This window comes from Corallococcus exiguus (genome assembly GCF_009909105.1).
GTDB classification, from domain to species: domain Bacteria; phylum Myxococcota; class Myxococcia; order Myxococcales; family Myxococcaceae; genus Corallococcus; species Corallococcus exiguus.
In genome coordinates, this window is record NZ_JAAAPK010000007.1 from 58,306 (window position 1) to 82,622 (window position 24,317).

Annotated in this window: 19 protein-coding genes; 12 read left to right on the forward strand and 7 right to left on the reverse strand. The window is 70.5% G+C overall.

From position 1 onward, the window contains the following. Positions 1–54: 54 nt before the first annotated feature. Positions 55–1,209, reverse strand: a complete 1,155-nt coding sequence (locus GTZ93_RS24810) for a YcaO-like family protein (RefSeq protein ID WP_139917916.1) — start codon at positions 1,207–1,209, stop codon at positions 55–57. Between the two features lie 120 nt (positions 1,210–1,329). Between GTZ93_RS24810 and GTZ93_RS24815 the strand changes: the two genes are divergently transcribed. From GTZ93_RS24815 to GTZ93_RS24835, 5 genes are all read left to right on the forward strand, one after another. Then, a complete protein-coding gene (locus GTZ93_RS24815; protein WP_121754393.1) occupies positions 1,330–1,806 on the forward strand; it encodes a peroxiredoxin in 477 nt (158 codons plus the stop codon). Positions 1,807–1,956: 150 nt separating this feature from the next. Beyond that, complete coding sequence (locus tag GTZ93_RS24820; protein ID WP_139917918.1) at positions 1,957–2,529, forward strand: RNA polymerase sigma factor; 573 nt, start codon at positions 1,957–1,959, stop codon at positions 2,527–2,529. Then, a complete protein-coding gene (locus GTZ93_RS24825) occupies positions 2,529–3,068 on the forward strand; it encodes a zf-HC2 domain-containing protein (protein ID WP_139917920.1) in 540 nt (179 codons plus the stop codon). Before GTZ93_RS24820 ends, GTZ93_RS24825 begins: the two co-directional genes overlap by 1 nt. A gap of 5 nt (positions 3,069–3,073) precedes the next feature. Beyond that, complete coding sequence (locus GTZ93_RS24830; RefSeq protein ID WP_139917928.1) at positions 3,074–3,562, forward strand: hypothetical protein; 489 nt, start codon at positions 3,074–3,076, stop codon at positions 3,560–3,562. Between the two features lie 128 nt (positions 3,563–3,690). Continuing rightward, entirely contained in the window at positions 3,691–4,266 is a 576-nt protein-coding gene (locus GTZ93_RS24835) for a DUF4136 domain-containing protein (protein ID WP_139917922.1), read from the forward strand. Between the two features lie 6 nt (positions 4,267–4,272). Here GTZ93_RS24835 and GTZ93_RS24840 read toward each other — a convergent pair whose 3' ends face one another. The 3 genes from GTZ93_RS24840 to uvrA form a co-directional block, all read right to left on the reverse strand. Beyond that, complete coding sequence (locus GTZ93_RS24840) at positions 4,273–5,418, reverse strand: chemotaxis protein (protein WP_139917924.1); 1,146 nt, start codon at positions 5,416–5,418, stop codon at positions 4,273–4,275. Positions 5,419–5,502: 84 nt separating this feature from the next. Next, the gene (locus GTZ93_RS24845) at positions 5,503–6,063 is read right to left on the reverse strand and encodes a glutathione peroxidase (RefSeq protein WP_180946052.1); all 561 of its coding nucleotides are present in this window, start codon (positions 6,061–6,063) and stop codon (positions 5,503–5,505) included. Positions 6,064–6,097: 34 nt separating this feature from the next. After that, complete coding sequence (gene uvrA, locus GTZ93_RS24850) at positions 6,098–11,401, reverse strand: excinuclease ABC subunit UvrA (RefSeq protein WP_139917926.1); 5,304 nt, start codon at positions 11,399–11,401, stop codon at positions 6,098–6,100. Positions 11,402–11,568: 167 nt separating this feature from the next. Here uvrA and GTZ93_RS24855 point away from each other — a divergent pair, with 167 nt between their 5' ends. The 6 genes from GTZ93_RS24855 (at position 11,569) to GTZ93_RS24880 (ending at position 18,912) form a co-directional block, all read left to right on the forward strand. Further along, a complete protein-coding gene (locus tag GTZ93_RS24855) occupies positions 11,569–12,582 on the forward strand; it encodes a S1 family peptidase (protein WP_139918755.1) in 1,014 nt (337 codons plus the stop codon). Positions 12,583–12,909: 327 nt separating this feature from the next. Continuing rightward, positions 12,910–14,211 carry an aminotransferase class I/II-fold pyridoxal phosphate-dependent enzyme gene (locus GTZ93_RS24860; RefSeq protein WP_120578372.1) on the forward strand — a complete coding sequence of 434 codons (1,302 nt, stop codon included), beginning with the start codon at positions 12,910–12,912 and terminating at the stop codon, positions 14,209–14,211. Between the two features lie 29 nt (positions 14,212–14,240). Then, positions 14,241–15,518 carry a sterol desaturase family protein gene (locus tag GTZ93_RS24865; protein ID WP_120578373.1) on the forward strand — a complete coding sequence of 426 codons (1,278 nt, stop codon included), beginning with the start codon at positions 14,241–14,243 and terminating at the stop codon, positions 15,516–15,518. Between the two features lie 39 nt (positions 15,519–15,557). Then, positions 15,558–16,826 carry a GNAT family N-acetyltransferase gene (locus GTZ93_RS24870; RefSeq protein ID WP_126935167.1) on the forward strand — a complete coding sequence of 423 codons (1,269 nt, stop codon included), beginning with the start codon at positions 15,558–15,560 and terminating at the stop codon, positions 16,824–16,826. Next, positions 16,823–18,010: a GNAT family N-acetyltransferase gene (locus tag GTZ93_RS24875; RefSeq protein ID WP_139918757.1), complete on the forward strand. Its 1,188-nt coding sequence runs from the start codon at positions 16,823–16,825 to the stop codon at positions 18,008–18,010. The genes GTZ93_RS24870 and GTZ93_RS24875 overlap by 4 nt, the downstream gene beginning before the upstream one ends. A 2-nt stretch (positions 18,011–18,012) precedes the next feature. Beyond that, on the forward strand, positions 18,013–18,912 hold the full coding sequence (locus GTZ93_RS24880) for a formyltransferase family protein (RefSeq protein WP_139918759.1): 900 nt from the start codon (positions 18,013–18,015) through the stop codon (positions 18,910–18,912). Between the two features lie 44 nt (positions 18,913–18,956). Here GTZ93_RS24880 and GTZ93_RS24885 read toward each other — a convergent pair whose 3' ends face one another. After that, complete coding sequence (locus tag GTZ93_RS24885) at positions 18,957–19,541, reverse strand: DUF2378 family protein (protein WP_121755134.1); 585 nt, start codon at positions 19,539–19,541, stop codon at positions 18,957–18,959. A gap of 371 nt (positions 19,542–19,912) precedes the next feature. Between GTZ93_RS24885 and GTZ93_RS24890 the strand changes: the two genes are divergently transcribed. After that, on the forward strand, positions 19,913–22,042 hold the full coding sequence (locus GTZ93_RS24890) for a M4 family metallopeptidase (RefSeq protein WP_139918760.1): 2,130 nt from the start codon (positions 19,913–19,915) through the stop codon (positions 22,040–22,042). A gap of 101 nt (positions 22,043–22,143) precedes the next feature. Here the strand turns inward: GTZ93_RS24890 and GTZ93_RS24895 are convergent, their stop codons facing one another. Together GTZ93_RS24895 and GTZ93_RS24900 are read right to left on the reverse strand one after the other, a co-directional pair. Then, a complete protein-coding gene (locus tag GTZ93_RS24895; RefSeq protein WP_139918762.1) occupies positions 22,144–23,454 on the reverse strand; it encodes a M18 family aminopeptidase in 1,311 nt (436 codons plus the stop codon). Between the two features lie 12 nt (positions 23,455–23,466). Beyond that, a complete protein-coding gene (locus GTZ93_RS24900) occupies positions 23,467–24,300 on the reverse strand; it encodes a hypothetical protein (protein ID WP_167548377.1) in 834 nt (277 codons plus the stop codon). Positions 24,301–24,317 lie beyond the last annotated feature (17 nt).

Sequence of the window (24,317 nt, forward strand, 5' to 3'; positions counted from 1 at the left end):
TCGCGGCATCCGGGATGCCCACGGCCCCTGCACTCTTCACACCTGACCGCCGCTTCACAGGAGCTCCGACACGCGCATGCCCGGCACCACGACCTTCCACACGTGCAGCCCGGGCACCGGGGCGTCCAGCGCCACGCCCGCCACCCTTGTGAACCCCGCGCCGCCCAGCAGCGACAACACCGTGCGCACCTTCGCCGCCTCGGTCTTCGCGCGCCGGTCCACCGCGTCCGGCATCGCGTCCACTCCACGACGGGGCCGAACCTCCGACAGGGCCTGCGCGAACCCCAGCGCCGCATCGCGGTCCGCCGCCGCCACGTCCTCACGGGCTCCGTGGATGTCCGTCAGCCGCGATTGCGCGGCCTCCAGCAAGGCCTTCAGCAACGCCTCATCCCGGTCCATCGCGCAGGCGTAGCCGGCCGTGAGCGGCACCGGGCCCTCGTCCGCGTCCACCAGCACCGCCGCGGCCACGGGCAGCCCCACCCTTCCCTTCGTCCGGGCCGCGGGCGTCACATCGAAGAGGTAGGCCCGGAACCCCTGGGCCCTCAGCGCGTCTCGCAGCGCGGCCGTTCGCGGAGCCCCGTCCTCCAATGCCTCCGGCCGCAGCATCCGCCCCACCACGCCCTCCTCCGACCAGCCCTCCGGCAACGCCCGCGACAGCTGGTCCCGCTCCGTGGCCTCCAGCAGCGCGTGCAGCAGCGCCGGCTCCGACTCCGGATGCGCCCCGGAGCCATTCGTCGTCCACGCCACCGACACCGGCCCCAGCTCCACCGTCCCCGAGGGCGGGCAGTACACCCCCTGCGCCGGCACCCAGACCCGCTCGGCCCCGGCCAGCGTCCGTGCCTCGCACCACGCCAGCCGCACCGCCGGCCCCGCGAGCCTCGGCGCCACCACCGCGCCCGCCGACCCGAGCTCCTCCACGCCCCAGACCGTGTCGCCTCCCCGCTCCAGCTCCATCCGGGAGCCCCAGCGCAACCGCTCCGGCCGCACCGTCTCCGCCGCCCACAGCTCCGCGGTCTCGAAGAGCGCGCCCCGGGCCGCGGCGTCGAAGGTCAGCCCCTTGCCATTACACACCTGGAGCACGTGCCCACCCGGACGCACCGCGCAGGCGACCTCCACGCCGGTGCGGTCCAGGCCGGTGACTCGGGCGACCCGGGTCACTCCCAGGCCACGGGCCAGGGCATCGAGGAAGGCGGGGGAGACGGAATCCATCGAGGCAGTCGACACGGGGGGCACCTTAGCGGACCCCCGGCGCGGCGCGGCGTGGGATGACGGGGAAAACGTGGTAGGGGAAGGGCAATCCCCGCCGTATCGGGCTGGAGCGCGCATCGAATGATTGCCGTCGGAGAACTCGCACCGGACTTCGCCGCGACCGACTGCCATGGGCAGACCGTTCGATTGTCGGAGCTGCGAGGCCGGCGCGTCGTGCTCTTCTTCTTCCCCCGCGCCTTCACCGTGGGCTGCACCATCGAGAACCGGGCCTTCAGGGACAACCACGAGCGGATCCGCGAGCTGGGCGCGGAGCTCGTCGGCGTCTCCGTGGACACGCTCACCACCCAGTGCGACTTCGCCGAACAGGAGGGCATCCACTTCGCCCTCCTGGGAGACGACGAGCGGCGGATCAGCCGCGCCTGGGGCGTGCTGTGGCCGGTCCTCAACATCGACCGGCGCGTCACCTTCATCGTCGGCGCGGACGGCGTCGTCGAACACGTCATCCACCATGAGGTGCGCGTCTACCGCCACCTGGACGACGTGCTGAAGTACCTCCAGGCCCACCCCACCCCGGGCAGCAACACCGCCTCCGCCTGAGGCCTTGCGCCCGCCCGCCTGCCCGGTACCGGACGTCTTTCGCACGTCCCGGGAGGCGAAAAGCGGGCCGGAAAATAACCTTCCGTCCCCTGGAGGGTTCAAGCCCCTGTGAGCGGACGGGTCCTAGGACTGGTGCGGCCCGGTGGGGCCGTGAGCGCTCTCTCGGATGAAGCCCTGTGTGGGGCCTTCCTCGCGGGGGACGCGACGGCGTTCGGCCAGCTCTTCGAACGGCACCGGGGCCTCGTCTTCTCGCTGATGCGCCGCTACACCGTGAGCGCGGAGGACGCGGCGGACCTGACGCAGCAGGCGTTCCTCCGGGCCCTGGAGGCGTCCCGGCGGGTGTTCGCGCGCTTCACGCCCACCACGCCCACGCCGTTCCGCTCGTGGCTGGTGCGGGTGGCGCTCAACCTGGCCAAGAACCACGCGCGCCAGGGGCTGCGGTGGCGGCCGGTGCTGGTGGAGTCGGTGACGGATGACCTGGCGGAGGACCTGAGCGAGGGCGCGGACGCGTCGCTGGAGCGCACCCAGCAGGGCCAACGGGTGCGCCAGGCGGTGCTCGCCCTGCCCCGCCGTCAGCGCGAGGTGCTGACGCTGCGGGTGGACGGTGGTCTGCCGTTCAAGGACATCGCCGAGACGCTGGGCATCACGGAGAACAACGCGAAGGTGCAGTTCCACCACGCGGTGAAACGCTTGAAGGCCGACGTGGCCGGGGAGACGCAGTGATGGGTGCGTGCGTGGAATACGAGGAGCAGGCGAGCCTCCACGCCGCGGAGGCGCTGGAGGGCGAGGAGGCCACGCGCTTCCAGGCCCACCTGGAGTCCTGCGCGGCCTGTCAGGCGGAGGTGGCGTCCGCTCGCGAAGTCCTGGGCCTGGTGGCGCTGCCGCCCCAGACGCCCGTGGAGGTGCGCGCGCAAGACGGCCTGGGCTCCAGGACCCTGGCGGCGTGGCGCCGGGAGCAGACGCGCCGGGGCATGGGCCGCCGGGCGCTGGGTTCGCTCGCGGCCGTGGCGGCGGTGGTGGCGCTGATGCTGGGGCCGTCCGCGCTGGAGCGGCTCAAGGCACCCCACCCGGTGACGACGCCGGCCTCCGTGCAGTCCGCGAGCGCCCGCGACGACGTGGACGCGGAGACGCTGGCCGCCTTCGAGGCGTGGGCCGGGTTGGATCCGCTGGAGGATGACGGCTCGGGGTACGGCCTGGACGAGGACCTGTCGTGGGACGACTCCGACCTGGACGGGGACTTCGACCTGGGAGAGACACTGTGAAGACGATGAAGCGGATGACCTGGGTGCTCGTGTTCGCGCTGCCGATGATGGCGCTGGCGCAGCCCGGGCCTAAGGAGCCAGGGGCGCGTGACGCCGACCGCATGGCCCGGGCCGAGCAGCGGCAGCGGCTGCGGCAGGTGCTGGAACTGGCGGACACGCTGGAGCTGGACAGCGCACAGGCCCTGAAGATGGATGAGACGCTGCGCCGCTTCGAGGACCGGCGCCGCCCGCTGCGCGAGCAGGTGCGGGACTCGGCGCGCATCCTCCACCTGGCGTCGCGGGGCGACAGCGCGGCACTGGGTCAGGTGGACGAGGCGGCACAGAAGGTCTTCGACGCCCGCGCGCGGATCGCCGCGCTGGACCGGGAGCTGTACCAGGCGCTCGCCAAGGACCTGACCCCGGAGAAGCGCGCGCGGCTGGCCGTGGTCATGGCCCGCTCCGAGGGCATGAAGGGGATGAAGGCCAAGGGACCGAAGGAATCGCGCGGCGACTGAGGACGCCCCTCCCTCAGGTCCGAGGCGAACGGGCGGACACGGACGGACCTCCCCGGGGGCCATACCCAACGTCATGGCATTGACCGTGTCCCTCCCCAAGGGACGCGCTTCTCCTCATGGAGTCCGCCATGCGTCTGCTGTCCCGTGTTCTTCCCGTGCTCGTGGGCCTGGGGCTCGCGTCCTGCGCGGGCGTCGATGTCAACACCAACTACGACCCCGCCGCCGTCCAGCGCATCAACCAGTTCCACACCTATGCGTGGCTGACGCATCCCCAGCAGACCAAGGACACGCGCATCAACAACGACATCACCAACAGCCAGGTGACCGGGGCGGTGGACCAGGACCTCCAGGCCCGCGGCTACCAGAAGGTGGACGCGAGCGCGAACCCGGACTTCCTCATCGGCTGGCAGGGCGCCATCGACAAGCGGCTGTCCGCGGATACGGTGGACAACTACTGGGGCTACCCGTGGGATCCGTTCTGGGGTTCGTACTACGGGCCCTCGCAGACGTACGTGCGCGAGTACGACGTGGGCACGCTCATCCTCGACGTGGTGGACGCGAAGGAGAAGAAGCTCGTCTGGCGCGGCACGGCCCAGTCGGACATCGGCGAAAGCCCGAGCGCCCAGACCAAAAGCGGCAAGATTGAGAAAGGCGTGAACAAGATGCTGAAGGACTTCCCGCCCGAGCCGAAGGAGAAGAAGTAGGCGCCTTCAGCGAGCGCGCCGCCACGCCCGCGTGAGCAGCAGGCCTCCCAGGAGGCCACCCACGCCCAGCAGCACGGCCAGCAGCGTGAGCCAGAGGAACACGCGGTCCACCAGCGGGCCCAGCCGGTCGAACGCGTGGTCCACCCAGCCGCGCGCCAGCCCATCCAGTTGCTGGAGCGTGGCCACGCGCTCGGCGTGCAGCGCGTCCACCACCGCCTGCCGCTCCCGTCCCACGTCCGCGAACACCGCCTGCCGCTCGCCGTTGACGAACTCCTGGAGGCCCAGGCGTTCGGCGTTCACCGCGGCCAGCACCGCGCGGCGCTCGCGTTCGATGAGCGCGGGCGAGTTCGCGGCCACCGCGCCCACGCGGTCCAGCAGGTCCACCGTGCGCCCCAACTCCGCCAGCGCGGCCTGGACGGTGGGAGCCTGCAGGGCATCCGTCGCGACCAACTCCGCCTGCCAGCGCGCCTGCCGGGGCAGGCTGGCCGCGTAGAGGTCCACGCGCGCGGTGAGGTCGCGCGTTTCCTCGACGAGGCCGGCGGCCGTGGACCGCAGGCCTCCGCCCGTCACATCCGTGAGGGAGGCCAGCAGGGCCGTGGTGGATTCGCGCGTGACGAGCGGCCCGGTCAGCGGGTGAGCCGCGGCCCAGGCGTGCACCTTGTCGCGCGCCCCGGTCACGTCCTCGCGGCCCGTCACTTCGCGCCACTCGGCCTCCACCTGGGACTCCAGGTCCACGAGCGTGTCATGGGCCTGCGCCAGCAACTCCGGCGATGCGTCTACCGCCGTGTGAGGCAGCGAGTCCTCGAGCTGGGCCAGCAGCGTCCAGGTGTCGAGGAGGGCGGCCACCGGATCCGGCTGGAAGAGCGCGCTCTGCACGGCAGGCACCGCGTTGGCCTTGAAGCGCAGCATGGCCGAGGCCACGTGCGGCGAACCGGAGCGCGCGGCCAGGTCGTCCGCCAGGGCTTCGATGAGTCCAGAGAAGCGCCGGGCCAGGTCCCGCACCCGCGTTCGCATCACCGCCACGGACAGGTCGGACCGCCCCACGCGCGTGGCCAGCTCCGAGCGCTGCGGCTCCAGCGACGCGCATCCCCCGCACAGCGCCGCGAACAGCACCACGGTCACGACGCGTACGGGGAAGAGAGCCGGAGCCATGGGCCGGGACCCAAGCTGCGCACGCCCTGCTCCGCCGCCGAGCAGTCCCCCGGGGCGGAGCCAACGTCGGACGTCAGACGCCCGTCACTTCTCCGCGAGCGCCTTGTCGATGGCGGCCTTCAGCTCCGGGCTGTCCGGCGTGACGCTGCTGGGGAACGCGGCCTTCACCTGGCCGTCCTTGCCCACCACGTACTTGTGGAAGTTCCACTTGGGCTCGCCGTGGTCCTTGGCGAGGAACGCGTAGATGGGGGACTGACCCTCACCCTTCGTCTTCACCTTCTCGAACATGGGGAAGGAGACCTTGAAGCGCAGCTCGCAGAACTTGGCGATCTGCTCGGAGGTGCCCGGCTCCTGGCCGCCGAAGTCGTTGGACGGGAAGCCCAGGACGACCACGCCCTTGTCCTTGTAGCTGTCGAAGAGCGCCTGGAGGCCCTTGTACTGCGGCGTGTAGCCGCACTCGGACGCGGTGTTCACGACGAGGGCGACCTTGCCCTGGAAGTCCGACAGCTTCTCGGGCTTGCCGTCGAGCCGGTTGGCGGAGAGCTGGTGGAAGGACATGGTTTTCTTCTCGGTCTTGTCCGCGGCGGAGGCCACCGTGGAGAGGGAGAGCACCGTCGCGACGGTGAACAGCAGGGAAGTTCTCATGGCGGGCGCAGGATGCCGGAAGGAGCGCATGGATTCACCGTCCCCGTGAGGCGACGCGCGCCTTGGGTTCTTCAGTGGAAAAAACCGACTTGAGCACACGCCCCGTGGGCGTCTTGAGCTTCGCCACCTCGCGAGGCGTGCCTTCGCCCACGATGCGACCACCACCCTCGCCGCCCTCCGGCCCCAGCTCCACCACGTGGTCCCCCGCGGCGATGACCGACGGGTGGTGCTCAATCACGACCAGCGTGTCGCCCCGGTCCACCAGCCGGCCCATGAAGGTGATCAGCTTCTCCACGTCACCCAGGTGCAGGCCGGTGGTGGGCTCATCCAGCACGTACAGCGTGGGTTCGTGGCGGGAGGTGGCCGTCAGCTCCGCGGCCAGCTTGAGCCGCTGGGCCTCACCGCCGGACAGCGTGTTCGAGCCCTGCCCCAGTTGCAGGTAGCCCACGCCCAGGTCGGCCAGGCACTCCAGCGGCGCGGCGACCTTGGGCAGCGCGCGGAAGACGTCCTTGGCCTCGTCCGCGGACAGGCGCAGCACGTCGCCCACGGTGAGGCCGTGGTAGCGCACCTCCAGCGTGGCGGCGTCGAAGCGCGCCCCGTTGCAGGCCTCGCACGGCGTGACGACGTCCGGCAGGAAGGACATCTCGTGGGAGATGGCGCCCTGCCCTTCGCACACCTTGCAGCGGCCACCCGCCGCCGTGTTGAAGGAGAAGCGCGCGGGTCCGAAGCCGCGAATCTTCGCTTCCGGCGTGGCCGCGAACACGCGGCGCAATTCGTCCCAGATGCCCAGGAACGTCGCCGGCACCGAGCGCGGCGTGCGCCCGATGGGCGACTGGTCCACCGACAGCACCCGCTTGATGGACTCCGTGCCCTTGAGCGCGTCGAACGCGCCGGCCTTCGCCGTGACGAGCCCCAGCTTGTCGCGCAGCGCCGGGAACAGCACCTGCCGGATGAGCGTGCTCTTGCCGGAGCCGGACACGCCGGAGACGACGTTGAGCCGCCCCACTGGCAGCTTGAGGTCCACGCGCTGGAGGTTGTTCGCGCGGGCGCCCTTCAGCTCCACCCAGGCCTTCGGCTCGCCCCGGCCGGACGGAGGCCGCACCTGCGCGGCCCGGAGCGCCTGCGCGGTGGGCGAGTCCGACTCCAGCACCACGTCCGGCGTGCCCTCCGCCAGGATGTGGCCACCGCCCCGGCCGCCCGTGGGTCCCAGGTCCAGCAGGTGGTCCGCGGCGCGGATGGTGTCCGAGTCATGCTCCACCACCAGCACCGTGGAGCCCGTCTCCACCAGCGCGCGCAGGTTGTCGAGCAGCCGGTGCGTGTCGCGCGGATGCAGGCCGATGGTGGGCTCGTCCAGCACGTACATCGCGCCGGTGAGGCCCGCGCCCAGCTGCGCGGACAGCCGCAGCCGCTGCATCTCACCGCCGGACAGCGTGGCGGCGTTGCGGTCCAGGGACAGGTAGCCCAGGCCCACGCGCTCCAGGAACTCCAGGCGCCGCAGCATCTCCTGCCGCGCCGTCTCGCCCAAGAGCGCCCGGTCGCCCTTGAGCTTCCAGGTGCGCACGCGCGCGAGCGTGGCCGTCACCGACGCCTGCACCACCTCGTGGTAGCGCGCGCCCTCCAGCCGCACCGCGCGCGGCACCGGGGACAGGCGGGTGCCATCGCACGTGCGGCATGGGGCCGTCTCGCCCTCGGCCATCGCGGAGGGGCCGCCCTGCACGCCGGTGCCCTCGCACGACTCGCAGCGGCCCTGCTTCGTGTTGAAGGAGAACCAGCGCGGATCCAACTCCGGCACGGCGGTGCCGCACTTCGGGCAGGTGCGCTCGCTGGACAGGAGCGTCTCCGCCTTGCCCGTGCGCAGCTTCACCGCGCCCTTGCCCCAGTTGAGCGAGGACTCGAACAGTTCGCGCGGCAGCTTCGCGAGCTTGCCCTCGTACATCACGAGATCGATGTCGTGCTCCTTCGTCTTCGCCAGGCGCGGCGGGTTGTCCGTGGACGCCAGCTCCCCGTCGACAATGGCCTGGGTGATGCCCCCGCGAGCCGCCGCGGTGAAGACGTCCAGGTACGTGCCCTTGCGCGAGCGCACCGCGGGCGCCAGAACCTGCCCGTCGCCCTTCGTCGCCAGCACCTGTGCGTAGAGCGCGGCTGGCGTGGTGGCGCCGATGGGCGTGTCGTCATGCGGGCAGTGCGGCTCGCCAATCTTCGCGTACATGAGCCGCAGGTAGTGGGCCACCTCCGTGACGGTGGCCACGGTGCTCGTGGACCCCGCGCGCGACGTGCGCTGCTCCAGCGCCACGGTGGGCGGGATGCTGCTGATGCGCTCCACGTCCGGACGCGGAAGCGTGGGCAGGAACTGCCGCGCGTACGGCGTCAGCGTCTCCAGGAAGCGGCGCTGGCCCTCCGCGAAGACGACGTCGAACACCAGCGAGCTCTTGCCGGAGCCGCTGGGCCCCGTCACCACCGTCATCCTCCCCAGGGGAATCCGGCAGGACACGTCCTTGAGGTTGTGCTCGCGCGCGTGCTCCACCTCGATGGCGGGCGGCGCTTCCTTCCCCGGGCGGCGCAGCTTCACCGCCTTCGCCAGCGGCTTGCCCTCGCCCCGGAGCGCGGCGGCGGTGGCGCTGCCCTGCGCCTTCGCCACATCCAACGGCGTGCCCTCCGCCACCAGCCGGCCACCGTCGCGACCGCCCTTGGGCCCCAGGTCGATGATCCAATCCGAGCCCTTCATCACCGACACGTCGTGGTCGACCACGAGCACGCTCGCGCCCCGCTCCACCAGCGCGTGCAGCGACGCCATCACGTGGCGCACGTCCTCCGCGTGGAGGCCCGCGCTCGGCTCGTCGATGAGAAACAGCGTGCCCTTCGCGTCGCTGGCCAGCGCGCGCGCCAGCTTCAGCCGCTGCGCTTCTCCACCGGACAGCGTGGACAGGGGTTGGCCCAGGGGCAGATAGCCCAGGCCCAGCCGCTGCGCCGGCCCCAGGGTGCGCTTGAGCGCGGAGTCGTCGCCGAAGTGCTGGAGCACCTCGTCCACCGTCATCTCCAGCACCTGCGCCACGCTGAAGCCCTGGTGCCGGACGGCGAGCACCTCCTCCTTGAAGCGCCGGCCCCGGCACACCGCGCACAACAGGGCCACGTCCGCGAGGAACTGCATCTCCACCGTCTCGTAGCCTTCACCGGAGCAGGCCTCGCAGCGGCCCTTGTCCACGTTGAAGGAGAAGTGCGCGGAGGTCAGGCCCCGCACCTCCGCGTCGGGCTCCGAGGCGAAGCGCTCGCGCAGCCGGTCCCACGCCTTGGTGTACGTGGCCGCGTTGCCGCGCGACGTGCGCCCCAGCGGGGACTGGTCCACGAAGGTGATGGCCTCCACCTGCGCCCCGCCCTCCACCGCCGCCACGTCGCCGGGGGCCTCCACGTCCTTCACGCCCAGCCCGCGCGCCAGGTGCCGGTAGAGCACCTCGTCCATCAGCGTGCTCTTGCCGGAGCCGCTGGGGCCGGTGATGGCGCACAGCACGCCCAGCGGCACGCGCACGGACACGTCCTTCAGGTTGTGTTCGCGCGCCTCGCGGATGACCAGCTCGCCCGTGCGGGTGCGCGGCGTGCGCGGCGCCTCCGTGCCCCCGGACAGCATGCGGCCGGTGGGCAGGTCCTGCCGCTTCGCCAGCGCCTCCGGGGTGCCGTCGAAGCACAGCTTGCCGCCATTGCGTCCCGCGCCCGGGCCCAGCTCCAGCACCCGGTGCGCGGAGCGGATGATCAGTGGATCATGCTCGATGACCAGCGCGATGTTGCCCCGGTCCGCCAGCTCCGCGATGGCCTCCGTGAGCGGCGGCACGTCCCCCGGGTGCAGGCCCACGGTGGGCTCGTCCAGCACGAAGAGCGCGCCCGTCAGCGACGTGCCCAGCGCCGCGGTCAGCGACACGCGCTGCGCCTCGCCACCCGACAGCGTGCGCGCGGGCCGGTCCAGCGTGAGGTAGCCCAGGCCCACGCGCTGGAGATAGCGCAGGCGCGCGGACAGCTCCCGCCGCGCCAGGTCGCCCTGCCCCGTCAGCGTCTTCAGGCCATCCAGCCGGGCCAGCGCGTCCGTCAGCTCCAGCCCGTGCCAGGCCGGCAGATCGATGCCGCCCACGCGCCACGCGCGAGCCTGTTCGTTGAGGCGCGCGCCGTGACAGCTCTCGCAGAGCGAGTACGCGCGATACCGGGCCAGCAACACGCGCACGTGCATCTTGTACGTGCGGCCCTCCATCCACCGGAACCACGCGCGCACGCCCGGGTAGACGCGGCCGCCGTCGTAGTCACCCTCGCCCTGGAGCACCGCCTCGCGCTGGGCGGCGGTGAGCTTCTCCCACGGCTTGTCGAAGGGGATGCTCTTCTGCCGGCAGAAGCGCTGGAGCATCTCCCGCTCCCAGGTGGTGGACTGGCCGGACCACGGGCGGATGGCGCCCTCCGCCAGGCTCAGCGCCGGGTTGGGGATCACCTTCCCCCAGTCGATGCCGATGGTGCGCCCGAAGCCACGGCACGGCGCGCACGCGCCCACCGGGCTCTGGTAGCTGAAGAGGCCCGGCCGGGCGAGCTCGAACTCCCGCGCGCACTTGGGACACACCAGCCCCCGGCGCAGCTTCTTGGGCGCGACCTCCGGAACGAAGAGCAGCGCCTCGCCGTCCGCGCGCGCCCACGCGTCCTCCAGCGCCTGGGTGACGCGGGACAGGTTCGCGTCCGTCAGCTTCACCCGGTCCACCACCACCTGCGCCACGCCCGCGGGGTCGGTGGCCTCGCCCGGCTTGAGCGTCTCCAGTTCCTTCACTTCCCCCTGCACCATCAGCCGGTGGTAGCCGTCCTTCAGCAGGCGGGCCCGCGCGTCGATGAACGCGGACGTGTCCGGGATGCGCACCGGGTACGTGAAGACGCCCTGCGCGTCCGGGTGCTCACGAAGCGCCGCCCGGGCGGCCACGCGCGCGTCGGTGCGCACCGCCTCCAGGCCACAGTCCGGACACACCGGCATCGCCTCGCGGGTGAAGAGCGCGGACAGGTATGGCTCCACGTCCGCCAGCGTGGCCACCGTGGAGCGCGAGCTCTTCACCGGCGCGCGCCGGTCCACCGCGACGCCCGCGGCCACCGGCTCCAGCGCGTCCATGGGCGGCCGCTCCAGCCGCTCGAGGAACTGCCGGGCGTACGGGCTGAAGCTCTCCACGAACCGGCGCTGACCTTCCGCGTAGAGCGTGTCCAGCGCGAGGCTCGATTTGCCGCCTCCGGACACGCCGGTGACGCAGACGAACTCTCCTTCGGAGAGATCGACGGACAAATCCTTGAGGTTGTGGGTGCGGGCGCCGACGAGGTGGGTCTTGTGCATGCCGGCCGGAGGTTTAACGACCGGACACTCGCGCGCCAATCACAACATGAAGGCCAACATCGCCCCGCCCGGGTGGGTTGGGTGGGGAGCGGGCAGGCTGATACAACGTGATGCAGCCGGTCACATGGAACGCATCCCGTGGGAATGCCGGCCGAACGGGGGTGGCCATGTCCGACGACGTCCAGGCACGCCGTGCGCGGGCCGAAGAGGCCCTTCGGCGCACGAGTGCCTCCCTGGTGTTGCTGGACCTGGGCAGCCACACCGCCACGGGCTTCGTCATCTCCTCCGAAGGCCACGTCGTCACCAGCCTCCACGCGGTGGCCAGCGCGCGCGCCATCACCGCCGTGCTGCCGGACGGCCTGCGCTCCTCCGTGGTCCAGGTGACGGCCGTGGACGAGCGCCGCGACCTGGCCGTCCTGTGCCTGTCCCTCCCGGACCTGGTGCCCGCCCTCTCGCTGGGCCCGGCCACGCTGCCCTCGGAAGGCGAGGCCCTGAACGTCGTCCAGGCCCACGCGGACCGTTCCCCGGAAGCGCGCACCCTGGAGGTCCGCGCGGTGCAGGTGCTGGGCGAATGGCTCACCCTGCTGGAATTGTCCCGCACGCTGCCCGAGGACGCGTCGGGCTCGCCGGTGCTGGACGCGCGCGGGCAGGTGGTGGGGCTGGCCACCGCGGCGCTCGCCAACGGCCGCGCGCTGGGGCTGGTCATCCCGGTGCGCTACATCGCGCCGCTCCTCAAGACGCCCGGCCCGCCCCGTCCGCTGTCCGCGTTGGACGCGCCCCGGCAGCGCGCCACCCGCGTGCGCCAGGTGCCGCAGCACCCCGTGGGACTGCTGGAGGGCTGTGCGACGCCGGCCGTGGAGTCCGTGGCCTCACTGCTGGGCCAGGCCATCAACGTGGGCGCGCCCGCCTACAACCGGGGCGACGTGGAGGGCTGCTACCGGCTCTACGCGCACACCGCCGAACAGCTCATCGACGAGCGCGACGACTGCCCCGGCGTCCAGCGCGCGCTGCGCGATGGCCTCTTGCGCTGCGAGAGCCTGAAGGACGTGGAGGACCGCGCCTGGGCCCTGCGCGACACGTTCGACGGGTTGATGGACGTCATCGGCCGGTGGCGCCAGGCGCGCCCGGCGCCACTCACCCCCGCCAACAAGCGCCCCCCGCCGAAGACGTACCTCAACTAGCGTCGCGACCCGACACACGCGGAGCAATTCCAGCAAAAACATAATAAGCAGCCATGCTTTGACAATCTGCTTATCATTGTATAACTGGAAGCCGCCACGGCAGGGGGACTGCGGCGAGCACCCGACCTGGGTCTCGGCAGCGTGGCCATCCGGTACGTCCCTGCACTCACACCTGAGTTTGAACCGTCCACGCGCAGCGGCTCCCCGTACCCGGACCGCCCTCGAGGCCTCGCTTTCCATCGCCCGTGGCGTTCGCCGCACGCGCGCACGGGAGAGGGGCGCCCGAAGGCAGGGGATCCTTGCGCCGTGGCCTGGGAAGCAACGTCCATGGACATCACCGCCCCTCCCCGTTTCGTGAAGAACCGCGACCTCACCGTGGGCTCCGCCCGGCTCCAGGAGGTCCAGAAGGCGGTCCACTACTATGTGGACAACCACCACTGTGACGTCATCGGCCGCGTGTTCCACGGCATCCCGGGACGCGAGGCGAGCGTCAGCCTCAGCCCGACCCGCCGGGAGGCGGCCTCGCGCGGACGCCGGGAGGTCCTCCACTTCGGCTCCTACAACTACTCCGGCCTGAACGGGCACCCGCGCGTGGTGGCCGCGGCGGAGGCGGCCCTCAAGCGCTACGGCACGACGGTCAGCGGCGTGCGGCTGCTCAACGGCACCTGCGAGCTGCACCTGGAGCTGGAGCGCGCGCTGGCGGAGTTCCTCGGCTTCGAGGACTGCATCACCTACAGCAGCGGCTACGCGGCGAACCTGTCCGTGCTGTCCGCGCTGTGCGGCGAGGGCGACGTCGTGCTGTCGGACATGCTCAACCACCAGTCCATCATCGACGGGCTGAAGCTGTCGGGCGCGGACGTGCGCACCTTCCGGCACAAGAGCCTGCGCAGCATCGAGGGGGCGCTGAAGAAGCTGGCCCCCGAGCAGCGCAAGTTCATCATCACCGACGGCGTCTTCAGCATGGACGGCGACGTGGCGGACCTGCCGGGCATCGTGGCGCTGGCGGAGGCGCACAACGCCTTCGTCCTCGTGGATGACGCGCACGCCACCGCGGCCATGGGCCCTCACGGCCGGGGCACCCCGGCGCACTTCGCCCTCCAGCACGGCGTGGACGTGCTCACCGGCAGCCTCAGCAAGGGCCTGCCGGGCATCGGCGGGTTCGCCGCCGGCACGAAGGCCACCATCGACCTGCTGCGCTTCGGCTCCAACGGCTACATCTTCTCCGCCTCGCTGCCGCCCCCCATCGCCGCGGGCCTGCTGGAGGGCATCCGCATCCTCCAGGAGCAGCCCGAGCTGCAGCAGCGGCTGCACTACAACGAGAACGTCCTGCGAGCCGGCATCCGCGCCATGGGCCTGGACTGCATGAACAGCGAGTCCCCCATCATCCCCGTGCTGATGCCCGCCTACGAGAAGACCTTCGAGCTGACGCGGCTGCTCCACGAGGAAGGCATCTACGTCAACCCGGTGGGCTACCCCGCGGTGAGCAAGAACCGGACGCGGCTGCGCATCAACGTCAGCGCCAACCTGACGCAGTCGGACCTGGACCGCTTCCTGGACACCCTGGACCGCTGCAGCCGCAAGCTGGGCGTCCAGCAGCAGGACCCGGCCCTGGCGCGCACCGGCACCTGACGCCCTCCCCCCTCCCAGGACGCGCTCCCATGGACCTCAAGGAACAGCTCCTCTACGGGCTGCCCGTGTTCTTCACCCCCATCCTCCTGGAGCTGGTGGTGGGGCTGTTGCGGCGGCGGCCGGCGTACCGGCTCAACGACCTCATCACCAACGTGACGATGAGCCTGCTCACCGTCCTGGGCAGCGTCGTCATCGCCGGGGCCACGTTCGTCTTCTACGGGTACGTGCACCAGCACCACGCGCTCCTCGCGTTGCGCAATGACTCGGCGTGGACGTGGGTGCTGGCGTTCCTGTCCTACGACTTCTTCTATTACTGGGCGCACCGCCTGCATCACACGATGGCGTGGATGTGGGGCATCCACGTCGTCCACCACTCGGGCGAGGACATGAACTTCGGCCTGGCGGTACGCCAGAGCGCCCTGGGCGAGCTGACCACGTGGCCCTTCTTCGTGCCCATGGCGCTCCTGGGCGTCTCGCCGGAGGTCTTCCTGGGCATCACCAGCCTCCAACTCGTGTTCCAGTACGCCATCCACAACACCTACGTGCCGCCGCTGGGCTTCCTGGAGAAGGTGCTCGTCACCCCGTCCCAGCACCGCGTCCACCACAGCCGCAACACGCCGTACATCGACAAGAACTACGGCAACATCCTGGTCGTGTGGGACCTGCTCTTCGGCACCTACCAGCCGGAGCTGCCGGAGCACCCTCCCGTCTATGGCCTGCGCGCGGGCCTGCGCTCGTGGAACCCCTTCACCGCGCACTTCCACTACTTCGGCGAGCTCTTCCAGAAGGCCGCCGCCTGCGAGCGGGTGTCCGACAAGCTCCTGTGCATCGTCCGCGGTCCAGGCTGGACGCCCCCCTCCCTGCGCGCGGACCGCTTCCACGACGCGGATGACGGGCCGTCCGCCACCTTCCAGAAGTACGACCCGAGGCTGCCCTGGCCCGTGGCCGCCTACTGCTTCGCGCAGTTCCTGGTGCTCGCCGCCGGCATCCTCCTGGTGGCGTGGCACCTGGACACGCTGGGCGTGGCCGCGCGCGTCCTGGCGCTGGGGCTGGTCCTCGTCAGCACCTGGACCCTGGGGGTGCTGATGGATTCGCGCCCCTGGGCCTGGCGGATGGAGTGCGCGCGGCTGGCCTGCGTGGCGCTGTTCATCCCCGCCCTGGCGCTGATGGAAGGCCTGCCCCTGATGGGCGTCCTGCCCCTGCTCCTGCACCCCGTCCTCGGCTCGCTGTGGCTCTTGCGCTTCCGGCCCATGTTCCAGGAAGGCGCGTCCCCGGCCTCCCGGGCCCCGGGCGCGCTGGCCGCCTGAAGTCCCCTTCCCTTCCGCACCTCCTTCGCACGACACGTCATGACCGCGTCCGCCACCGCCATCGGGAGCGCTCCCGCGCCCCACGCCCCTCCAGGGCCGCTCGAACTCCGCTGGGTCTCCTCCATCCAGGACATCGGCCGGGAGGCCTGGAACACCTGCTTCCCCACCTCTGACGTGATGCAGGCCTACGAGCTGCACCAGGCCACGGAGGCCGCCAGCATCGAGGACGTGCAGTTCCACTACCTCCAGGTCCGGAGCGCGGGCGAGGTGCTGGCCGTCGTGCCGTGCTTCCGCTTCCGGATGTCGCTGACGGTCATCGCGCCGGACAACGTCAACAAGGTCGTCTCCCAGGTGCGCCGCGTCCTGCCGGGCTTCCTGTTCCTCAACGCCTTCGTCATCGGAACGCCCATCGCCATCTGCAAGGACCTGCTGGGCGTGCGCCCGGACCTGCCGAAGCCGCGCCGTGACGCCGTGCTGCGGGCCATCTCCGACGAGGTGGTGGCCCGGGCCCGGCACCTGAAGCTGGGCCTGGTCTTCATGAAGGAGCTCACCACCCGGCTGCTGCCGGAGGTGCGGGACGTGCTGTCCCCGCGCTTCTCCTTCGTGGAGAGCGCCGCCACCACCTACCTCTACCTGGGCGAGCCCGGGAAGAGCACCTACCGGGAGCGGCTGCGCAAGAAGTACCGCTCCCTCATGAACAACCGCATGGCCCGCGTCCAGGAGGCGGGCATGCGCTGGGAGCAGGTCGCGGACTTCTCCCGCTACGCCGCGCAGATGCACCCGCTGTACCTCCAGGTGCTGAACCGTTCGAAGATCCGCTTCGAGACGCTCAGCGTGGACTTCTTCGCCCGGCTGCCCGCGCTCCTGGGCGAGCGCGTCTTCGCCCTCCTGTGCTTCAAGGGCGAGCAGCTGGTGTCCTTCGAGCTGTTCCTCAAGGACGACGAGTGGGTGCACCCCATCTACCTGGGGCTGGACTACCACCTGCGGGATGAGGGCTCGCTGTACTTCAACAGCATCTACAAAATCGTGGAGGTGCTGGAGGCCCACGGCAAGGCCGTGGTGCAGCTGGGCCAGACGAGCTACGCCGTCAAGGCGAGCATCGGCGCGGTGGTGGACCGGCTCTATCTGGCCGTCCACCACACGAACCCGGTGCTGGACGCCCTGCTGAAGCGCTTCGGCGCGGAGCTGTTCCCGCCAACGCCGCTGCCCCGCTCGCAGCGCGTGTTCCGGGACATGAAGGAGAACGACGACGGCCTGGCCCGTCACGGCATCCACTTCGAGCGGCTGGACGACGGGAGCGAGGAATGAGCACGGCCACCACCACGCGGATCCACTCCAGCATCCAGCACGTCCCCCAGGCGCTCTGGGACGAGAAGCTGGCCCAGGGCCACCCCTTCAAGAGCGCGGCCTTCCTGTCGTGCCTGGAGGACTCGTTTCCGGAGCGGAAGTTCGGCTACCTGGTGATGTCCCAGGGCGAGGACGTCGTCGGCCTGGCCGTCATCACCGAGGAGCGCCTGGACCTCACCCTCCTCATGCCGGACCGGGTGGGCGCCCTGGCCAAGGGGGTGCGCCGGGTGATGCCGGGCTTCCTGTCCCTGGGCCTGGGCATGGTGGGCACGTTCGAAACGGCGCAGCGGCACTGGTGGTACGACGCGCGCAAGCTGTCGGAGCACGACTTCGCCCAGGCGCTGCTGGAGGCCTGTGACGAGGTCTGCACGAACTCCGCGCTGCTGCTGGTGCGCGACTTCATGGAAGGGCTGCCGGAGGACCTGCGGCTGCAGTCGTGGTTCCTGGAGCGGGGCTTCAAGCCGGTGGCCAACCACCCCATGGCGATGGTGACGCTCGACGGGATGAGCAGCGAGGAGCACTTCCAGCGGCTGAAGAAGAAGTCGCGGCAGAACCTGCGCAAGAAGTTGAAGGACGCGGAGGCGCTGGGGTTTCAGGTGGAGCGCGTGCGCGACTTCCGCCCGCTCATCGACGCGTGCTACCCGCTCTACCTCCAGGTCCACGAGGGCGCCTCGGAGTTCAAGCGTAACCCCTTCCCGCGCGCCTTCTTCGAGACCATCGCGGAGCGCATGCCCACCACCAGCAGCTTCCTCACGCTGCGCACCCAGGAGGGCCAGCTCATCGCCTTCATCCTCACGGGCACGGGCGGCGGGGTGCACAACCCCTTCCTCATTGGCATGGACTACGCGCGCACGGAGGGCACCCCCGCGTACTACCTGCTGCTCTGGAAGGAGCTGGAGCACGCGGCCCGGCACGCGTGCCGGGTGGCGGACCTGGGTCTGACCAGCTACTTCGTCAAGCAGACCGTGGGCGCGGAGCTGGAGGGGATGACCATGGCCGCGCGCCTGCAATCCCCCTGGCTGCGGCCGCTCATCAACCCGCTGCTGCCGCTGCTGCTGAGCGAGAAGCAGCCCGAGGAGCGACGCCGCTTCCGCGTCTCCACGCCCGACGACGGCCAGCAGCCCCCCTCCCACAAGGCCGCGTGACCATGATCCGCTTCGCCTATGGCTGCATCCCGTCCATCATGTCCCTCGCCTTCGCCAACACCCTGGTGCGGCGCGGGGGGCTCGTGCCCACCAGCATCCTGCTGTCCTCGGGGGGCCTGCGCTTCCAGAAGAAGCGCTACACCCCGGCCCAGGTCCTGCCCGTCTTCCTGCGGCAGTTCGGAGCGCGCTTCACCGGCTACAACGTCCTCGCGGGGCTCGGGGGAACGCTGCTGCCCTTCGGCGCCCCTCGCGGCGGGCTGATGAGCTTCCAGCAGCTGTCGCGCGCCTACGGCATCCCCCTCACGGTCAGCGACGACTTCTCCGGGGAGAAGACCGTCGAGTCGCTGCGCCGCCAGGAGGTGGACCTCGTCGTCACCAGCATGTGCGATCAGATCCTCCGCGAGCCGCTGCTGGGCCTGCCGCGCCACGGGTGCCTGAACATCCACCCGTCGCTGCTGCCGGACTTCCGCGGCGTGGACTCCATCTTCCAGACGATGCTGAACGGCGTGCCGGAGGTGGGAACGACGCTCCACCGCACCACCGCGCGCATCGACGCTGGGGACGTGTATGGCCAGTCCGCCTTCACGCGCGCCGCGTCGGACTCCCATCTGGCGCTGACGGTGAAGGCGACCGCGGCGGGGGTGTGGCTGCTCAAGCGGCACGTGGAGGCGCTCGCGCAGGGCCAGACGCCCCCCTCGCACACCATGGACGTGACCCGCGCCCGCTTCCCCTACCGTTCCTGGCCCACGCGCGAGGAGTTGGAGCGCTTCCACACGGCGGGCCAGGTGTTCTGGCGCGCGGAGGACTTCCGCCGGCTCCTACGCTTCGAGGACCCCACCGACCCGACGACGCGGGACGTGCTCCCCTTCGCCGGGGAGCCCTTGAGGACCGCGGCCCGCTGAGCCCCTCCCCCGCCGGAGCCGTCCTCCGGCGGGAGGCGCGCGGCTCAGGCCTCGTCCCAGCGGATCCGCAGCGAATAGGCGTGCTCGGAGCGCTCCAGCACGTCCACGCGCGGCAGCACCCGCGTACGGCGCAGCACCTGCTCCATCACGCCCGCCACGAAGTCCGGCAGCGGATCCGAGTCCACCACGCGCGCACGCCACTCCCGCGCGCGCACCGGCTCCAGCATCAGCTTCATGTCCTCGCGGCCCGCGCGCAGGTACGTGGGCAGCCGCGCCAGGCACCGCTCCGCGCCCAGGAGCGGCGCAGCCGCGGCGAAGATGCGCCCCACCAGCGTCTGCGCGAACCCCTCCACGTAGTGGGTGCCCAGCACGCGGTTGGCGTCCTCGCTCGGAAGGCCCGGGCACGCATGCCGCCGCGCCACCGCCAGCGACGCACGCCACACCTCTAGAGGAAGGCGCTCCTCCACCGTGTCCGCGTCGTAGCCCACGTCCCGCAGCGCCTGCGCGAACGGACCCGACGGCCTCAGCGCGTGCTCGAACAGCCCTTCGAAGTTCCGGCGCGGCACCCGCACCATCAGCAGCGGCAGGCCAGGGGCCTCCCGCGTCTCCGGATGAATCCACGTCTCCATGTCTTCCAACCCCCCCAGGGTCCAGCCCCCGCACCAACCCGGCCGGGAAACCGTGTCTCACTGTATCAGTCTCCACGCGCCGGGCCTGCTCGCCTGGTTGCCGCTCAGGTGTACTTTTCCAAGTATTTCTCCCGAATTTTCCCGCCCGCCTCGCGCTGTTCCATGACGGCTCGCATCAGGGATTTCAGGAATTCGGGTCGCAATGGACCCCTACTGAAAGCAAAATTTCTGTGTCAACCGTTGAATTCACAGGAAGTCAACCATCGGTATCCTCCGATTTCTGGGATGCCGCGTTAACTTCTTTGAGCCATCGGAAACTCTCGGAGCCCCCGTGCGAGAATTGTTCATCCCCCTTGCAGCGTGAGTGATTCATGACCATTCGCCGCACCGACGGTTCGACGCCCGTTTCTCTCCGCCCCACCACCGACACCTCGACGACGGCGAAGGCCAAGAACGTTCTTCGCGTGAAGGACGGCTTCGAGTCCGTCTCCCGCACGGGCGCCGCCGCTGGCGCGCAGCCCACGGCCGCCGCCTCCGCGACGACCCAGTCTTCCTCCACGGGGGCCACCTCCGCGCAGACCGGCCGCCTCGCGCTGGACAGCAAGGAGGCGCAGCAGGCCATCCAGACGTCCCTGAAGGCCCTGACCCCGCCGATGACCGCGTCGTCGCTGCTGGCGGCGAACAAGACCGGCCCGACGCTGGCCCCCAAGAGCGTGGAAGTCGACGAGCTGGGCATGACCCACGTTCGCCTGGACCGCGTTCACGAAGGCGTGAAGGTCTTCGGCGAGCAGCTGATCAGCCACCTGGGCACGGACGGCAAGGTGTCCAGCGTCACCGGTGAGCAGAACCCCATCCCCGCGGGCCTGGGGACGCAGAAGCCGAAGCTGGCCCCGCAGGCGGCCATCGACATCGCGAAGAAGGAGCTGGGCGGCAAGGCCGACAAGCAGCCCTCTTCCGAGCGCGTCATCTACCAGGACGCGGAAGGCAAGTACCACTCCGCCTACCAGGTGGAAGTGACGCAGATCGCCGGGCAGGAGAAGCCCAAGAAGCAGAACTACATCATCGACGCCAACACGGGGAAGGTGCTGGAGAGCTTCAACAAGATCGGCGGCTGGTCGAAGTCCGCCGCGGCGCAGCTGCAGGTCAACGGCACGGCCAGCCCGAACGTGGCCATCCCGGACAAGGGTCAGGTCCAGTCGAAGATCAACATCCCGGACGGCGTCACGGTCGACAAGCTGTCCGTGGACCTGAACATCAAGCACACCTGGAGCGGCGACCTGAAGGTCACCGTGACCAGCCCCTCCGGCAAGTCCGCCGTGCTGCAGGACCGCAAGGGCGGCTCCAAGGACGACATCGCGGGCTCGTTCGACCTCTCCGAGGCCTTCAAGGGCGAGAGCGCCAAGGGCGAGTGGACGGTCACCGTCGAGGACAAGGCCGCGCGTGACACGGGCACCCTGAACAACTGGAGCCTGAACATCACCGCGAAGGAGACCACGCCTCCGACGGATCCGCAGAACCCGCCCACGGGCACCGCGGACGACCTGACGATGTACAGCGGCCACGTGGACCTGAAGACCAAGAAGGAAGCGGACGGCACGTACTCGCTGGAGGACTCGACGCGCGGCAAGGGCATCGTGACCTACGACGCGAACAACAAGTCCACCGCGTCCGGCCAGACGAAGATCTCCGACAACAACGACAAGTGGGGCGAGGCCACCGACCCGGCGCGCGCCAAGGCCGGCATCGACGCGCACTACGGCGCGGCCACGACCTACGACTTCCTCAAGAACGTCCTGGGCCGTGACTCCATCGACGGCGCCGGTGAGAAGCTCGTCAACTACGTGCACGTGAAGAACAACTACGTGAACGCGTACTGGGACGGCGAGAAGATGAGCTACGGCGACGGCGACGGGAAGCAGTCCGGCCCGCTCACCACGCTGGACATCGCGGGCCACGAAATCGCGCACGGCCTCACCGAGCGCACCGCGGGCCTCATCTACAGCGGCGAGTCCGGCGGCCTGAACGAGTCCTTCTCCGACATCATCGGCACGGGCGTGGAGTGGTACGCCGCGCAGAACAACCCCGAGGCCAAGTGGAACTGGACCGTGGGCGAGGCCGCGTGGACGCCGAACAACGGCGACTCCGAGGACGGCCTGCGCTACATGAACGACCCGACCAAGGACAACTACTCGGTCGACAACTACAAGAACTACCCGAAGCAGACGGAGGTGCACGGCTCCAGCGGCATCTCCAACAACGCCTTCTACCTGCTGGTCGAGGGCGGCAAGAACAAGACGTCCGGCCTGGAAGTGAAGGGCGGCATCGGCATGGAGGACGGCCTGAAGATCTTCGGCCGCGCCCTCACCACGTACATGACGCCGAAGACGACGTTCGCGCAGGCCCGCGAGGCCACCATCAAGTCCGCCACGGACCTGTACGGCGCGGACTCCAACCAGGTGCAGAAGGTGAAGGACGCCTGGACCGCGGTGGGCGTGAACTAGTCTTCCGCTGAAAGCTTCCTGAAACATCCGAGGCGGGTCCGGTGTCACCACCGGGCCCGCCTCTTTCTTTTGCCGCTCATGGCGCCGTCAGGCGTCCGGGCTCAGGCGAAGAAGCGAGACAGCACCGCCACCATGCGGGCCACGTCGGACGCGGCGGCCAGCTCGCGGATGGAGTGCATGGACAGCATGGGGTTGCCCACGTCCACCGTGCGGATGCCCAGCTGCCCCGCGGAGATGGGGCCAATGGTGCTGCCGCAGCCCAGGTCCGTGCGGGTGACGAAGTGCTGCGGCGTGACGCCCGCCTCCTTGCACAGCGCCGCGAAGTGCGCCCACGACTCGCCGTCCGTCGCGTAGGACTGGTTCACGTTGGACTTGATGACCGGGCCACCGCCCAGCTGCGGCTGGTGCTTGGGCTCGTGCATGGACGAGTAGTTGGGGTGCACCGCGTGCGCCATGTCCGCGCTCACCATGAACGAGCGGCGGATGGCGCGGTGGAACGCGTCCGCGCGCCCATCCGAGTGCGCCTGGACGATGCGCTCCATCAGGTCCTTCAGGAACGGCGATGCGGCGCCCTGCGCGCTGCGGCTGCCGCACTCCTCGTGGTCATAGAGCACCACGCCCACCGTGGCCTCGCGCGGGCCGGTGTCCTTCAAGAGCGCGGTGAGCCCGGTGTGGCAGCTGGCCAGGTTGTCCAGGCGGGGCGCGTGGAGGAACTCACCGTGCAGGCCGGAGCGGGTGGACGGCTGCAAGTCGTAGAGGCACAGGTCGTAGCCCAGCAGGTCGTCCGCGGCGGCCTTCACGCCCGAGCGGCCCAGCTCCTCCACCAGCAGCGTCTTCAGCTCCGCGGGGCCCGCGCTCTCCAGGCCCAGCACCGGCACCATGTGATCCTGGGGGTTGAGCTTCAGCCCTTCCGTGTTGACGCCGCGGTTGAGGTGGATGGCCAGGTTGGGCACGCGCAACAGCGGCCGGCGGAAGTCCACCAGGTGGTGCTGGGGGCGGCCGTTGTGCAGCGCCACCACGCGGCCCGCGAGCGACAGGTCGCGGTCCGTCCACGTGTGCAGCAGCACCCCGCCATAGATTTCGACGCCCAGTTGCTGGTAGCCGTGGCGGTTGACGGCCGCGTTGGGCTTGAGGCGCAGGTTGGGCGAGTCCGTGTGCGAGCCCACCAGCCGGAAGCCGGTGGTGTCCACGGGCTTCGTGCCCAGCTGGAAGGCGGCGATGCTCGTGTCGCCGCGGATGACGAAGACCTTGTCGCCGGGCTTCAGCGACCAGGACTCGCGCTCGTCCAGTTCACGGAAGCCCGCGGCGGTGAGGCGGCGCGCCGTCTCGCGCACGGCGTGGTACGGCGTGGGCGACGCGTCGATGTACTGGAGGAGGTCGTTGGCCTGCGTGTCGATGTCAGTCGGGCTCATGGGCCCGGCACGCTAACGCCGTCCGGCCCCGGTGCCACGTCCGACTGTCACGGCCCGGACAGGCGGAGGGGCGCCCGCCGGCAGGACGGTGGAGGAAGGGCGCGTCCCGGGCCCGGCATCCAGGAAGGTCCCCAGGAGCACCCAGCGGCGCGCCGCGTCCTCCTTGCCCGGCTTCGCGACGAGCGGGGTCGTGTAGTGCCAGAAGGGCAGCCGGTACACGGTGACGCCGCCCACGGTGCTGACCTTGGTGAGCTCGGAGAAGTGCCCGTCCTTCGCGTACACGAGGTACTGGTGGTCCACGGCGGGCTGCGTGAGGCTCACGTGCATGTCCACGTAACCGTCGCGCGCGTCCGCCTCCTCCGGGTGGTGATCATTGTGCGGGCCCGTGTAGTCGCCCGGGCCGTAGCAGAGCACCTGGATGCCCCAGCCCCGCTTGAGCGGCCGGCCGCTCACCGTCGCCGCGAAGGCCGCGAACGTGTCCGAGCGCAGGAGCGCCCTCAGCCCCACCGCCTCCGCCGCGCGCCACGACCGCGAGCGCCGGCTCTCCAGCAGCGCGGTCCGCACGCGCACCGTCTTGGGCAGCGCCTCCGTGTAGTTCTCCACCATGCCGGAGATGGAGTCCTCGGGGATGGGGTCCTCCATGGTCACGAGCGTGTCACGCAGCGCGGCGTCCAGGATGTCCCGCGCAGCCGCTGCCTTCTTCACGTCGATGACGCCCTGCAGCGCGATGAAGGGCCGCGTGGGGTCCAGGAGCGCGCCGCACGTCTCGGAGTCTCGGCCTTCGAGAATGCGTCGGCCCTTCGGAGTGAGGAGATCGGCGAACTGGGTGGGTAGGCGCGGAGACATGGCGCGCACCATACCGG

Bases quoted from the DNA above. Each gene is read 5' to 3' on its own strand.
- GTZ93_RS24810 (WP_139917916.1), bottom strand. From the start codon at position 1,209: ATGGATTCCGTCTCCCCCGCCTTCCTCGATGCCCTGGCCCGTGGCCTG.
- GTZ93_RS24815 (WP_121754393.1), top strand. From the start codon at position 1,330: ATGATTGCCGTCGGAGAACTCGCACCGGACTTCGCCGCGACCGACTGC.
- GTZ93_RS24825 (WP_139917920.1), top strand. From the start codon at position 2,529: ATGGGTGCGTGCGTGGAATACGAGGAGCAGGCGAGCCTCCACGCCGCG.
- GTZ93_RS24830 (WP_139917928.1), top strand. From the start codon at position 3,074: ATGAAGCGGATGACCTGGGTGCTCGTGTTCGCGCTGCCGATGATGGCG.
- GTZ93_RS24835 (WP_139917922.1), top strand. From the start codon at position 3,691: ATGCGTCTGCTGTCCCGTGTTCTTCCCGTGCTCGTGGGCCTGGGGCTC.
- GTZ93_RS24840 (WP_139917924.1), bottom strand. From the start codon at position 5,418: ATGGCTCCGGCTCTCTTCCCCGTACGCGTCGTGACCGTGGTGCTGTTC.
- GTZ93_RS24845 (WP_180946052.1), bottom strand. From the start codon at position 6,063: ATGAGAACTTCCCTGCTGTTCACCGTCGCGACGGTGCTCTCCCTCTCC.
- uvrA (WP_139917926.1), bottom strand. From the start codon at position 11,401: ATGCACAAGACCCACCTCGTCGGCGCCCGCACCCACAACCTCAAGGAT.
- GTZ93_RS24855 (WP_139918755.1), top strand. From the start codon at position 11,569: ATGTCCGACGACGTCCAGGCACGCCGTGCGCGGGCCGAAGAGGCCCTT.
- GTZ93_RS24860 (WP_120578372.1), top strand. From the start codon at position 12,910: ATGGACATCACCGCCCCTCCCCGTTTCGTGAAGAACCGCGACCTCACC.
- GTZ93_RS24865 (WP_120578373.1), top strand. From the start codon at position 14,241: ATGGACCTCAAGGAACAGCTCCTCTACGGGCTGCCCGTGTTCTTCACC.
- GTZ93_RS24870 (WP_126935167.1), top strand. From the start codon at position 15,558: ATGACCGCGTCCGCCACCGCCATCGGGAGCGCTCCCGCGCCCCACGCC.
- GTZ93_RS24875 (WP_139918757.1), top strand. From the start codon at position 16,823: ATGAGCACGGCCACCACCACGCGGATCCACTCCAGCATCCAGCACGTC.
- GTZ93_RS24880 (WP_139918759.1), top strand. From the start codon at position 18,013: ATGATCCGCTTCGCCTATGGCTGCATCCCGTCCATCATGTCCCTCGCC.
- GTZ93_RS24885 (WP_121755134.1), bottom strand. From the start codon at position 19,541: ATGGAGACGTGGATTCATCCGGAGACGCGGGAGGCCCCTGGCCTGCCG.
- GTZ93_RS24890 (WP_139918760.1), top strand. From the start codon at position 19,913: ATGACCATTCGCCGCACCGACGGTTCGACGCCCGTTTCTCTCCGCCCC.
- GTZ93_RS24895 (WP_139918762.1), bottom strand. From the start codon at position 23,454: ATGAGCCCGACTGACATCGACACGCAGGCCAACGACCTCCTCCAGTAC.
- GTZ93_RS24900 (WP_167548377.1), bottom strand. From the start codon at position 24,300: ATGTCTCCGCGCCTACCCACCCAGTTCGCCGATCTCCTCACTCCGAAG.